Below are 12,161 nucleotides of genomic sequence, written 5' to 3' on the forward strand. Positions count from 1 at the left end.
ACGCCGAAAGTAGTTGGTGGGCAACTGCCTGCGAGGAAAGGAAGCTGCCGTGCTCAATATGGAGGATTAGCTCAGCTGGGAGAGCATCTGCCTTACAAGCAGGAGGTCACAGGTTCGAGCCCTGTATCCTCCATATCGAGTCGTTAGCTCAGTTGGTAGAGCAACGGACTTTTAATCCGTGGGTCGAGGGTTCAAGTCCCTCACGGCTCATGACCCTATATATGCGGGTGTGGCGGAATTGGCAGACGCGCTAGATTTAGGTTCTAGTGTTTTCGGACGTGTGGGTTCAAGTCCCACCACCCGTATTGCCAACCACATATTGACAATATGCCGATTTAGCTCAGTTGGTAGAGCATCTGTCTTGTAAACAGGGGGTCGTACGTTCAAGTCGTATAATCGGCATTTATATTACGCGGAAGTAGTTCAGTGGTAGAACATCACCTTGCCATGGTGGGGGTCGCGGGTTCGAATCCCGTCTTCCGCTTTCATCAACACGCCGGAGTGGCGGAATTGGTAGACGCACGGGACTTAAAATCCCGCGGTTGGTTTCAACCGTATCGGTTCGACTCCGATCCCCGGCATTGATGATGCGCCCTTAGCGCAACTGGATAGAGTGTCTGACTACGAATCAGAAGGTTGAAGGTTCAAATCCTTCAGGGCGCACTTAAAAACGGGAAATGGCTCAGTTTGGTAGAGCACCTGGTTTGGGACCAGGGGGTCGCAGGTTCGAATCCTGTTTTCCCGATTGTAATCTAATGGTGATTGGTTACATTTTGGCGGTGTAGCTCAGCTGGCTAGAGCGTCCGGTTCATACCCGGGAGGTCGAGGGTTCGATCCCCCCCGCCGCTATAATTGTAAGCTTGGACCTTTAGCTCAGTTGGTTAGAGCAGACGGCTCATAACCGTCCTGTCGTAGGTTCGAGTCCTACAAGGTCCATAATATGGCTTTTATATTAATATCGCGGGATGGAGCAGTCTGGTAGCTCGTCGGGCTCATAACCCGAAGGTCGTTGGTTCAAATCCAGCTCCCGCAATTTGGTCCATTGGAGCAGTGGTTTATCTCGCCTCCCTGTCACGGAGGAGATCATGGGTTCAAATCCCATATGGACCGTAAGATGGCTCGGTAGCTCAGTTGGTAGAGCAAAGGATTGAAGCTCCTTGTGTCGGCGGTTCGATTCCGTCCCGCGCCATTTCATTTTATATTAGGTGCGGGTATAGTTTAGTGGTAAAACGAAAGCCTTCCAAGCTTTAGTCGCGAGTCCGATTCTCGTTACCCGCTTTATATGGGCCTATAGCTCAGCTGGTTTAGAGCGCACGCCTGATAAGCGTGAGGTCGATGGTTCAAGTCCATTTAGGCCCATTGGAGACATACTCAAGTGGCTGAAGAGGCGCCCCTGCTAAGGGTGTAGATCGGGTTATTCCGGTGCGAGGGTTCGAATCTCTCTGTCTCCGCTATATAGAAAAGTAACTGTTCTAGATTAATTTCTAGAGCAGTTTTTTTGTGTACCGAGCGACATTCTTAGTCCGATGAAAGTGTTAGAACTAAGAGCCAGTAGCAATGATATTATGAGTATGGGACGTTTACAAAGGAGTAAATACCTGCTGAAACAGTAAGGAATTACAAATGTATCGTCTTATATGCAACCATATGTATAGTGGATGGAAGGAGATGAGTTCGTTAAGTTCTCTCTGCATTGAAAACACGTCATAAGATGTTAAAACCTTAATTTTGAGTTATTGATAAACCTAAATGCATATTATTTTGAATGACTTAATGGCAATTATTACACTTCTTTTAGGTAAAAGCCTTGGACATTGATTCAAGTCAATAATCGTGTATATAACATAGGGAGAGTCGATTGTTTTAAATTTCTTCTTGTATGATCTATATTAAAAAAATAATTTTGTGGGGGATTTCATAGTGATATAAAGAAGCAGTTTAATATGGAACAATTTATAAAGATCATTTAATTAAAGATAAGAGAAGCTGTTTTGCTCTAGCTAATTTGAAGTATTAAGATAGATATAAATGTTTTACAACAAAAAATAAAAAAGTACTTGCATTTTGACTGAATATCTATTAATATTAAATACGTTGTGATTGAGAGATCACAATAGTAATAGCTAATTAAAAAAATAAATAAAAAGTTCTTGACTTTTGAAGTGTGATTAGTTATTATAATAAAGTGCTCTTGAGTGAGTTACATGACCCGTTGGTCAAGTGGTTAAGACACGGCCCTTTCACGGCCGTAACATGGGTTCAAATCCCGTACGGGTCATTGCCACAATTTAATTTTTTGGCATTAAGCAATGGAGGATTACCCAAGTGGCTTAAGGGGACGGTTTTGAAAACCGTTAGGCGGTTCTGCCGCGCGTGGGTTCAAATCCCACATCCTCCTTAATTGAATATCGCGGGATGGAGCAGTCTGGTAGCTCGTCGGGCTCATAACCCGAAGGTCGTTGGTTCAAATCCAGCTCCCGCAATTTGGTCCATTGGAGCAGTGGTTTATCTCGCCTCCCTGTCACGGAGGAGATCATGGGTTCAAATCCCATATGGACCGTAAGATGGCTCGGTAGCTCAGTTGGTAGAGCAAAGGATTGAAGCTCCTTGTGTCGGCGGTTCGATTCCGTCCCGCGCCATCATCTGGAGGAGTAGCGAAGTGGCTAAACGCGGCGGTCTGTAAAACCGCTCTCTCTGAGTTCGGCGGTTCGAATCCACCCTCCTCCATAATAGGGATATCGTATAAAGGTAGTACATCGGTCTCCAAAACCGCTAGTGTGGGTTCAATTCCTACTATCCCTGTTTACCTTCATGGCGGAATTGGTGAAGGGGTTAACACACTGGTTTGTGGATCCAGCATGCGTGGGTTCGATTCCCACATTCCGCCCTAGTATTGGGATATAGCCAAGTGGTAAGGCATTAGACTTTGACTCTAACATGCGCTGGTTCGAATCCAGCTATCCCAATTCTAAATAATTTCATAACTTATGGCGGTGTAGCCAAGTGGTAAGGCAGAGGTCTGCAAAACCTTAATCGTCGGTTCAAATCCGACCTCCGCCTTATCAACCGAATAAGTTGATTATTTTAAAATTTAATATTATGGCGGTGTGGCGGAATTGGCAGACGCGTCAGACTCAAAATCTGGTGTCCATTACGGACGTATCGGTTCGACCCCGATCACCGCTATTATTATGAAGCGATCCAATTATTGGATCGCTTTTTTTATTTTAAAATGTTAGCATTTTATTATATAAATTGCACATGAATACAGGAATCTTTATAATGCTACATATGGAGGTACTCAAATGAATATTGGTCTTTATACCGATACATATTTTCCCCAGATAAGTGGCGTAGCTACTTCAATTAAAACGTTAAAAGAAGCGTTGGAAAAGCAGGGGCATAATGTATTTATTTTTACTACTACTGATCCGAACGTGAAAAAAGGAACTGTAGAACCGAATGTATTTCGTTTTAGCAGTATTCCTTTTGTCTCATTTACCGATCGGCGAATAGCATTTAGAGGACTATTTGAAGCAACCAAAGTAGCTAAAGAAGTTAATCTTGATATAGTTCATACTCAAACTGAATTTGCATTAGGTACTATTGGCAAATATGTAGCTCATCAATTAGATATTCCTGCTATCCACACTTACCATACGATGTATGAAGATTACTTGCACTATATTTTAAATGGGCATTTGCTTCGTCCATATCATGTTAGACAATTTGTTAAAAGCTATTTGAAAAATATGGATGGATGTATTGCTCCTAGTGGCCGAGTTGAAGAATTATTACGGCGCTATGGCGTTCAAATACCAATTAGGGTGATTCCTACTGGAGTAGATTTGCAGGGCATGAACAACGATATTCAACGTGATGTGCGGCAAGAACTTGGAATTGATCAAGATGCGCCTGTAATTTTAACCTTAAGTAGAATTGCAGCCGAAAAAAAGATTAATCATATTTTGAACGTAATGCCTGAAATTATTGATGAATTTCCTAATGTGAAATTTGTTATCGCAGGTGATGGCCCTGATGTTGATGTGTTAAAGGATCAGGTAGAGCGATTAACACTAGAGAATTACGTTATTTTTGTCGGTAATGTAGAGCATGGCGATGTTGGTAATTATTATCGAATGGCTGATCTTTTTGTTTCAGCTAGTGATACAGAAACACAGGGGTTGACTTATATTGAGGCTCTAGCTGCAGGTACGCCATGTGTGGTTTATGACACAGACTATACCGAAAACATTTTTGATCAAGATATTTTTGGGCTGACATTTACTACACAACAAGAAATGTTAGAAGAGATTATTACTTTGCTTAAGCAAGGGACGAAAAGAATCCCGCAGGAACTTTTGCAAAATAAATTACAGAAGATTTCAGCTGATCAATTTGCTAAAAATGTGTCTGATTTTTATCAGTATGCAATTGATCACTATCAAACTAAGCATGATGAGGAGACTAAAAAGAGGAACTAAATGATTAGAATTAATATGTTCTCGCAAGCTGATTCTGTTAAAGGACAGGGTGTAGGTTCAGCTTATAATGAATTGATTAAACTTCTGAGGACGCACTTAGTAGACGAATTTTATGTAACGATTAACAAATATGGCAATAGCGATTTAACGCATTATCACACGATTAATCCAACCTATTACGCAAATAGTTTTTCACCAGCACGTGGCAGGAAGATTGGCTATGTTCACTTTTTACCAGATACATTAGAAGGCTCAATTAAGTTGCCAGGCGTAGCTAAAAAAGTTTTTTATCAATATGTAATTGATTTTTATAAACGCATGGATCAAATTGTTGTAGTTAATCCAATCTTTATTGATAAGTTGGTTAACTATGGAATTGATCGGAACAAGGTTAGATATATTCCTAATTTTGTTTCAAAAACAGAATTTTATGAAGAATCATTGGCCAGCAAAAACGCATTTCGTCATGAATTAGGAATTCCACTTGATAAATTTGTTGTTTTTGGTGATGGTCAAGTACAGGAACGCAAGGGGATCGATGACTTTGTTAAGATGGCACAAGCTAATCCTGATATTCAATTTATCTGGGCAGGCGGTTTTTCGTTTGGCAAAATCACTGATGGCTATGATCATTACAAAGAAATGGTTGACAATCCACCTAAGAATATGACGTTTGCGGGAATTGTAGAGCGAGAGAAGTTAGTTAAGTATTTAAATATTGCAGACTTATTTGTTCTTCCATCATATGATGAATTGTTCCCAATGTCAGTTTTGGAAGCATTCAGTTGTGGAACACCAGTATTATTGCGTGACCTTGATCTTTATAAGGCAATTATCGATGGCTATTATCTAAGCGGGAAAGATTTTGGCGAAATGAATCAAGTATTGCAAAAAGTAGTTGCCAATCCACAAACTTTGCAGAAATACAGCGAATTATCGCGTAAGGCAAGTCAACAGTATTCAGAAGATCATTTAGCTAAAATTTGGGACGAATTTTATCATGAGCAATATGAATTAGGAAAAGAGCTAGGCCAAATACATTAATGAATAAAAAACATTTGTGGGGCATTCTGGTTGTTTTAGCAATCAGTGCCTTTGTGCTATATGCAGATTTAAAAGCTACACCGATATCGGAAATATTACGGGCAGCTCATGGCCTGAATATTTTTGCATTAATCATGGTTTTTGCTTTAATGCTTTCGTCCTATGTATGTGAAGCCGGTATCTTAGCTACTTTAGCTCATCGAAAGAAAGAGCCTAAAAGGTCAGCTTGGTCGTTTTTGCGAATTCCAATTATTCAAGCTCTATTTAATGCAATTACACCAATGTCCACGGGTGGACAACCATCACAGCTAGCCGCAATGATTCAAATGGGCATGGAAGGTGGCCGTTCCACCTCAATTTTGCTGATGAAATTTATTATTTATCAGATCGTTGTTTTGTTTGCCTATGTATTTACAATTATTTTTGGCTTTCACATGGTAATGACTAAGTTCGCTGGTTTAGCAATTTTTATTGCAATTGGCTTTTTGATTCATGTTAGTTCAATTATCTTTTTGCTGGCAATTATGTTTGCTTATCGTTTTACTAAAAAGGCAACTAATTGGTTAATGGACTTGTTGGCAAAAATGATGAAAAAGGAACGAGTTGAGAAGTGGCGTAAGGCTACTTTAGAAAAGATTGATACTTTTTATGCAGAGAGTCAGAAACTAAAAAAAGAAAAGAAGAAATTATTTGTTGCCTCGCTTTTAACAGTATTGCAGCTACTTTTCTTTTACTCCATTCCATTTATGGTATTAACAGCGCTAAATGTATCTTGTTCTTGGTATCAAGTTACGCAAATGAATATAATGATTATCATGTTTATGGCGATCATTCCTATTCCAGGTGCGTCAGGAGGGGCAGAATATAGTTTCCAAACGTTATTCTCCACCTTCATTTCTTCACATGGTGCGTTAATTTTGGCTATGTTTATTTGGCGCTTTTCAACATATTTTTTCGGTATGCTTCTCGGCATCTTAGGCTGGATTTTTAAGCCGAAAAAGATAAAAAGCACAAAAAATGATTAATTTTTATTAAAACAACGGTGTCTTACTAAATTTCGTAGTAAGATAAATTACCGTAATGAGAGGAGCAGAAGCGCGTGGAACACACTAAATCTTTTTTTAGGTGGCTGACACAGACTAAGTTAGGCTTTTTTACGATTGTTTTAGTCTTGTTTTGGCTTAAAACTTATTTTATCTATTTAACTAAGTTTAATTTAGGAGCAGTTGGTCCAATGCAGCAATTTTTATTGCTGATTAATCCGATTCCTTCAGGGATGCTTTTGCTGGGAATTGGGCTATTTTTTAAAGGACGTAAATCCTATTGGATTATTTTAGTTATCGATTTTTTGCTAACACTGTGGTTATTTGCCAATATTTTATATTATCGTGAATTTTCAAACTTTTTGTCATTTTCAATTATTAAGACATCAGGCTCGACTTCCGATAATTTGGGTAAAAGTATTGCAGGAATTACACTAGCTAGCGATTTTTTAGCTTTTGCTGATATTGCTGTAATTATCGTGTTATTGGCGACCAAAGTAATTAAGATGGATGTTCGTCCACTGAAGCTAAAAGTTAATTTGTTAATTGAGGCTTTGGCTGTCAGCTTAATGGGACTGAATTTATTGATGGCCCAAAATGATCGTTCTGGACTTTTGACGAGAACTTTTGATAATAATTACATCGTCAAATATCTGGGAATCAATGAATATGCTATTTATGATGGCTATAAGACAGCACAAACTAGTGCACAGATGGCCAAAGCTAATGTTTCTGATTTGAAGTCTGTTAGAAACTATTTAAAAGAAAATTACGTTAAACCTAATCCCGCTTACACCGGCGTGGCTAAAGGAAAAAATGTGTTAATCATCCATTTGGAAAGTTTTCAACAATTTCTGATTGGCTACAAATGGAAAGGTAAAGAGGTAACGCCAAATCTGAATAAGATTTATCATCAAAAAGACACCATTAGTTTTGATAATTTCTTTAATCAAGTAGGACAAGGCAAGACTTCTGATGCCGAAATGATGCTTGAAAATTCTTTATACGGACTACAATCAGGTAGTGCAATGTCTACGTATGGTACTTCTAATACTTTTGAAAGTGCTCCAGCCATTTTGCATCAACAAGCTGGTTATACTACTGCTGTAATGCATGGTGGTGCTGGCTCCTTCTGGAATAGAAATAATGCTTATAAGTCATTTGGCTACCAATACTTTATGCCACTGTCTTTCTATCAGAACAAACCAAGCTACTATATCGGATATGGCTTAAAAGATAAAATTTTCTTTGATCAGTCAATCAAGTACATTGAGCGTTTACCACAACCATTTTATTTAAAGATGATTACTGTAACGAACCACTATCCGTATAATATCGATAAAAAGAATCAGACGATTGATAAAACGAATACTGGGGATGAAACAGTTGATGGTTATGTGCAGACCGCGCATTATTTAGACCAAGCAATTGGTGAATTTATGCGTTGGATGAAGAAGACGGGCCTAGATAAGAAGACACTAGTAGTATTTTATGGTGATCACTATGGAATTTCAGGTAATCACCATAAGGCTAGTGCAGAATTGCTTAAGAAAGATTCGTTTAATGACTTTGATAATTTGCAGTTCCAGCGAGTTCCTTTGATGTTCCATATGAAAGGACTAAAGGGTGGCATTAATCACACCTACGGCGGTGAAATCGATGTTTTACCAACCTTACTGAACTTGCTGGGGATCAAAGACAAAGATACGATCCAATTTGGCTATGACTTGCTAAGCAAAAATGCACCGCAAATTGTAGCACAAAGAAATGGTGACTTTATCACTCCGGAATATTCTAAGGTGGGTAGCGATTATTATGACACCAAGACGGGCGAAAGGATCAAACCTAATAAGAAATTAAAAGAAAAATTAACTGCAATTTCTAACACCGTAACTACACAGCTGTCTTTGTCAGATCGTGTAATTAATGGCAATCTGCTCCGATTCTATAAACCAAAATGGTTTACTAGAGTCAAGCCGAAGGATCACGACTATAACAAGGCGCCATCTTTAAAACGTTTGTTTGATGATCCAAGCAAAACTTCACTGTGGTATCAAAATCATCGTAAAACGACGCAAAAAGATTTCAAGACAGATGCGCCTGAACTAAAAAAATAACTGCAAAAACTAGTAATTTGTGATAAACTTGGTAAGTAAATCGTATGTGTGTATTGGAGGCAGCGCATTGTATAATTTAGTTATGACGCTACTAATCATTGTTTCAATCTTAATTGTCATTGCAACAATGATGCAGCCACAAAAACAACAAGATGCATTGAACGCCTTATCTGGCGGTGCCGTTTTTAGTGGGCAAACCAAAAAACGTGGTTTTGAAGCATTTATGGAAAAAGTAACCTCAGTTTTATTGGTACTCTTTTTCGTCTTTGCTATTATCTTAGCTTATATGTCTTCAAAATAAATTTTGTACCTCCCGATCAAAATATGATGGGGAGGCTTTTTTTATTAAATTTAAAGATCGGAGAATAACTGCATGGCACAAAACGAAAAAATTTTGGCCGGCGTTTTAGAAATTTTTCGCCATAATCCACAAAAACAATTTCGTGTAGATCAAATTGAACGTGAAGCACGTCGTGATAGATTAGGTAATTTTACTGAATTAATTAAGGCTCTTTCTTTTTTAGAGCACGATAAAAAGATTATTACAGATGGCAAAGGACAATACCAATTAGCTCAAGAAAATACTGAAGTTGAAGGTGAATTCAGAGCTAATGATAAAGGCTTTGGCTTTGTTAGATTAGATGATGAAAATGCGGACGACGTCTTTGTTGCCGCAGATTATACCAAGTATGCCGTTAATGGTGACCGAGTAAAAGTAAAGATCACTGCTGGTGGTAATCCTTGGAATGGTAAAGGACCAGAAGGTCAAGTTGAAGAGATCCTTGAACATGGTTTGGAAACGTTAGTTGGTGAATTTCATCCGCTAACTGATGAGCAAAGAAAAATCAGTCATTTTATCGGCTATGCTTTGAGTAACGATAAAAAGTTGCATAAATACCGAGTTTATTTGTCTGAAAATGGCTTGATCCCTCAAATGGGCGATATGGTTAAGGTCTCAATTAAGGATTATCCAGATGAGGAAAATCCTGAGTCAATGACTGGTGCAGTAGTCAACATTATTGGTAATAAAAATGACCCTGGTGTTGACATTATGTCAATTGTGGCAGCACATGATGTAAGAACTGAATGGCCTGAAGATGCAATGGCGCAAGCTAATGCTATTCCTGATCATGTTACTGAAGAGGAAAAAAAGGGTAGAGTAGATATTACTGACCAACCTGCAGTCACTATCGATGGGGATGATTCTAAGGACTTTGACGATGCTGTAGTTTTATGGAAAAAGCCTAACGGCAATTATCACCTTGGTGTTCACATTGCGGACGTTTCTCACTATGTGACAGAAAATACGCCGTTGAACGAAGAGGCATTTGCTCGTGGCAACAGTACTTACTTAGTTGATCGGGTAATTCCAATGCTGCCATTTAGACTTTCTAATGGAATTTGTTCCTTAAATGAAGGCGTGGACCGGCTTGTTTTGTCATGTGACATGGAAATTACGCCAGAAGGTAAAAGAGTAGGTTATAAAATTTATCCTTCTGTCATGCGCTCACATGGTCGAATGACCTACAACAAGGTTAACAAAACTCTTAAGGGCGAAATGAATGGTTTGGAGGATAAGTATGTTAAACTCCGACCAATGCTTGAAGAAATGGCAGATTTGCATGCTGCTTTGTATAAACAACGTCATCAACGTGGTGCTATTGACTTTGAAGAACCAGAAGCAAAAATTATTGTTGATGATCAAGGCAAGCCAACAGATATTGTTTTGCATGAACGTGGTACTGCCGAAAAGATGATCGAATCATTTATGTTAATGGCTAATGAAACCGTGGCCGAAGATTTCTTCAAAAAGCATGTTCCATTCTTGTACCGTGTTCACGAAACACCAGATGCCGAAAGAATCAAGACTTTCTTTGAATTTTGTAGCGCATTTGGCTTGAATATTCATGCGGATCCAAATAACGTTAAGCCAATTGATTTACAAAAAGTAGTTTCTAAAACTACAGATACTCCAGAGGAAGCTGTAGTACAAATGATGATGCTACGTAGCTTAAAGCAAGCGCATTATTCAGAAGAAGCACTGGGACACTTTGGCTTAGCTGCAGAATACTATACTCACTTTACTTCACCAATTAGACGTTATTCTGACTTGATGGTGCACCGGATGATCCATGCATATCAAGACCAGGGGACTAATGAAGAAGTGCAAAAGCATTTTGCTAGTTACTTGCCAGATGTTGCAGAACAAACTTCAACGCAAGAAAGACGTTCAATTGATACTGAACGTGAAGTAAATGACTTGAAGATGACAGAATATATGGCCGATCAAGTGGGGCAACACTTTGACGCGGTAGTATCTTCGGTAACTAGTTTTGGGATGTTTATTCAATTACCAAATACGATTGAGGGATTAATCCATATTTCGAATTTGACTGATGATTTTTACAGTTTTAATGAAAAATCATTGACGCTAACTGGTCGAGGTACTCATAAGCAATATAAGGTAGGGATGCCAATTAAGGTAACCTTGATTAATGCTAACGTTGAACAACATCAGTTAGACTTTGAAATATATGATCCTAATGCGCCTAAGCATGAGCATAACGATCGCGGAATGAATAATCGTCGTCGTGGAAACCGTGGCTTTCGCAATAATCACGGACGCCGTGGTGGTCAGTTTAATAATCACAGCGATCATGGCCGTGGCCGAGGTAATGGAAACCGTGGAGGTCGGAGAAATTTTAAACATTAGGGATTGATCTTAATGAAAAAAGAAAAAGAAGATAATTTAATTGCACAAAATAAAAAAGCACGACACGACTATTTTATTAAGGAAACATTGGAAGCAGGAATTGCTTTAACTGGAACCGAAATTAAGTCTGTACGAGCTAGAAGAATCAACTTGCGGGATGGTTATGTGCAGATCGTCAACGGACAAGCCTGGCTAGAAAATGTTCATATTAGTGAATATAAGCAAGGCAATCGGTACAATCATGAACCACTACGTAGTCGGCGCCTTCTTTTGCATAAAAAAGAAATTGCACGTTTGGCCAAAGCACAATCAGAGCGTGGTATTGCAATTATTCCACTTAAAGTGTATTTAAAACATGGCTTTGCCAAGGTATTGATTGGTGTTGGCCAAGGTAAAAAGGAATATGACAAACGGCAAACAATTAAAGAAAGAGACCAGAAGCGCGATATTCGACGCAAGTATGGTGTCTAAAATGAGTCTGAGAAGAATCTCAGACTTTTTTTGTTGAAAAATTTAAAAAAAGTTTTTTTAATTTTCACAAAGTAATGTTCGAACAATTTGAAGAATGCAGAGAAAATCAAGTTAAATGTTTTTTAAATTATTATAGATACGAATAATAGTATTAAGATACGTTTGATATTGAAATATTCATATTAAAAATCCGAACGAAGAGCAAGACTTGCCAAAGCGAAGAAAATAAGGTAAATTAATAAAGTCGCTTCGAGAGATGCGACGAGAGCTTAAAAACAGACATGTAAGG

Annotated in this window: 7 protein-coding genes and 27 tRNA genes; all 34 read left to right on the top strand. The window is 38.6% G+C overall.

The window, feature by feature from the left end; translation table 11 throughout:
- The first annotated feature begins 60 nt into the window (after positions 1–60).
- The 34 genes from CP363_RS09620 to smpB all read left to right on the top strand — a co-directional run bounded on the left by CP363_RS09620 (position 61) and on the right by smpB (position 11,872).
- Positions 61–133, top strand: a tRNA-Val gene (locus tag CP363_RS09620).
- 4 nt (positions 134–137) lie between these two features.
- Positions 138–210 (top strand) — tRNA-Lys (locus CP363_RS09625).
- Between the two features lie 13 nt (positions 211–223).
- A tRNA-Leu gene (locus tag CP363_RS09630) sits at positions 224–305 on the top strand.
- A 24-nt stretch (positions 306–329) separates the two neighbouring features.
- Positions 330–402: transfer RNA gene (locus tag CP363_RS09635), tRNA-Thr, on the top strand.
- Positions 403–412: 10 nt separating this feature from the next.
- A tRNA-Gly gene (locus CP363_RS09640) sits at positions 413–484 on the top strand.
- Positions 485–495: 11 nt separating this feature from the next.
- Positions 496–581: transfer RNA gene (locus tag CP363_RS09645), tRNA-Leu, on the top strand.
- Between the two features lie 8 nt (positions 582–589).
- A tRNA-Arg gene (locus CP363_RS09650) sits at positions 590–663 on the top strand.
- Between the two features lie 8 nt (positions 664–671).
- Positions 672–745, top strand: a tRNA-Pro gene (locus CP363_RS09655).
- Positions 746–775: 30 nt separating this feature from the next.
- Positions 776–849: transfer RNA gene (locus CP363_RS09660), tRNA-Met, on the top strand.
- A gap of 13 nt (positions 850–862) precedes the next feature.
- Positions 863–936: transfer RNA gene (locus tag CP363_RS09665), tRNA-Ile, on the top strand.
- A 23-nt stretch (positions 937–959) separates the two neighbouring features.
- Positions 960–1,033: transfer RNA gene (locus tag CP363_RS09670), tRNA-Met, on the top strand.
- A gap of 3 nt (positions 1,034–1,036) precedes the next feature.
- A tRNA-Asp gene (locus tag CP363_RS09675) sits at positions 1,037–1,110 on the top strand.
- A gap of 6 nt (positions 1,111–1,116) precedes the next feature.
- A tRNA-Phe gene (locus CP363_RS09680) sits at positions 1,117–1,189 on the top strand.
- Positions 1,190–1,207: 18 nt separating this feature from the next.
- Positions 1,208–1,278, top strand: a tRNA-Gly gene (locus CP363_RS09685).
- Positions 1,279–1,284: 6 nt separating this feature from the next.
- Positions 1,285–1,359 (top strand) — tRNA-Ile (locus tag CP363_RS09690).
- A 2-nt stretch (positions 1,360–1,361) separates the two neighbouring features.
- Positions 1,362–1,451: transfer RNA gene (locus CP363_RS09695), tRNA-Ser, on the top strand.
- A 755-nt stretch (positions 1,452–2,206) separates the two neighbouring features.
- A tRNA-Glu gene (locus CP363_RS09700) sits at positions 2,207–2,278 on the top strand.
- A gap of 33 nt (positions 2,279–2,311) precedes the next feature.
- Positions 2,312–2,398 (top strand) — tRNA-Ser (locus CP363_RS09705).
- An 11-nt stretch (positions 2,399–2,409) separates the two neighbouring features.
- Positions 2,410–2,483 (top strand) — tRNA-Met (locus CP363_RS09710).
- A gap of 3 nt (positions 2,484–2,486) precedes the next feature.
- A tRNA-Asp gene (locus tag CP363_RS09715) sits at positions 2,487–2,560 on the top strand.
- A 6-nt stretch (positions 2,561–2,566) separates the two neighbouring features.
- Positions 2,567–2,639, top strand: a tRNA-Phe gene (locus tag CP363_RS09720).
- A gap of 6 nt (positions 2,640–2,645) precedes the next feature.
- Positions 2,646–2,727 (top strand) — tRNA-Tyr (locus CP363_RS09725).
- A gap of 4 nt (positions 2,728–2,731) precedes the next feature.
- Positions 2,732–2,802, top strand: a tRNA-Trp gene (locus CP363_RS09730).
- Between the two features lie 12 nt (positions 2,803–2,814).
- Positions 2,815–2,887, top strand: a tRNA-His gene (locus CP363_RS09735).
- Positions 2,888–2,894: 7 nt separating this feature from the next.
- A tRNA-Gln gene (locus CP363_RS09740) sits at positions 2,895–2,966 on the top strand.
- Positions 2,967–2,989: 23 nt separating this feature from the next.
- A tRNA-Cys gene (locus tag CP363_RS09745) sits at positions 2,990–3,060 on the top strand.
- A gap of 41 nt (positions 3,061–3,101) precedes the next feature.
- Positions 3,102–3,186 (top strand) — tRNA-Leu (locus tag CP363_RS09750).
- Positions 3,187–3,305: 119 nt separating this feature from the next.
- Complete coding sequence (locus CP363_RS09755) at positions 3,306–4,484, top strand: glycosyltransferase family 4 protein (protein WP_057726956.1); 1,179 nt, start codon at positions 3,306–3,308, stop codon at positions 4,482–4,484.
- Positions 4,485–5,528, top strand: coding sequence for a glycosyltransferase family 4 protein (locus tag CP363_RS09760; RefSeq protein ID WP_005721128.1), 1,044 nt, complete (start codon positions 4,485–4,487; stop codon positions 5,526–5,528).
- On the top strand, positions 5,528–6,553 hold the full coding sequence (locus tag CP363_RS09765; RefSeq protein ID WP_098036188.1) for a lysylphosphatidylglycerol synthase transmembrane domain-containing protein: 1,026 nt from the start codon (positions 5,528–5,530) through the stop codon (positions 6,551–6,553). The genes CP363_RS09760 and CP363_RS09765 overlap by 1 nt, the downstream gene beginning before the upstream one ends.
- A 74-nt stretch (positions 6,554–6,627) precedes the next feature.
- Positions 6,628–8,688 (top strand): LTA synthase family protein, encoded by a 2,061-nt coding sequence (locus CP363_RS09770; RefSeq protein ID WP_098036189.1) that lies wholly within the window; start codon positions 6,628–6,630, stop codon positions 8,686–8,688.
- 67 nt (positions 8,689–8,755) lie between these two features.
- Positions 8,756–8,989: a preprotein translocase subunit SecG gene (gene secG / locus CP363_RS09775; RefSeq protein ID WP_005722499.1), complete on the top strand. Its 234-nt coding sequence runs from the start codon at positions 8,756–8,758 to the stop codon at positions 8,987–8,989.
- 72 nt (positions 8,990–9,061) lie between these two features.
- Positions 9,062–11,401, top strand: coding sequence for a ribonuclease R (gene rnr, locus CP363_RS09780; protein WP_013085895.1), 2,340 nt, complete (start codon positions 9,062–9,064; stop codon positions 11,399–11,401).
- Positions 11,402–11,413: 12 nt separating this feature from the next.
- Positions 11,414–11,872: an SsrA-binding protein SmpB gene (smpB, locus tag CP363_RS09785; protein ID WP_005721136.1), complete on the top strand. Its 459-nt coding sequence runs from the start codon at positions 11,414–11,416 to the stop codon at positions 11,870–11,872.
- The last annotated feature ends 289 nt before the right edge of the window (positions 11,873–12,161 follow it).

The sequence above is a fragment of the Lactobacillus sp. UMNPBX12 genome, assembly GCF_002553955.1.
Taxonomy (GTDB): Bacteria; Bacillota; Bacilli; order Lactobacillales; family Lactobacillaceae; genus Lactobacillus; species Lactobacillus crispatus.

Excerpts from the sequence above, each read along its gene's own strand:
- rnr (WP_013085895.1), top strand. The coding sequence starts at position 9,062 with ATGGCACAAAACGAAAAAATTTTGGCCGGCGTTTTAGAAATTTTTCGC.
- CP363_RS09760 (WP_005721128.1), top strand. The coding sequence starts at position 4,485 with ATGATTAGAATTAATATGTTCTCGCAAGCTGATTCTGTTAAAGGACAG.
- smpB (WP_005721136.1), top strand. The coding sequence starts at position 11,414 with ATGAAAAAAGAAAAAGAAGATAATTTAATTGCACAAAATAAAAAAGCA.
- CP363_RS09765 (WP_098036188.1), top strand. The coding sequence starts at position 5,528 with ATGAATAAAAAACATTTGTGGGGCATTCTGGTTGTTTTAGCAATCAGT.
- CP363_RS09755 (WP_057726956.1), top strand. The coding sequence starts at position 3,306 with ATGAATATTGGTCTTTATACCGATACATATTTTCCCCAGATAAGTGGC.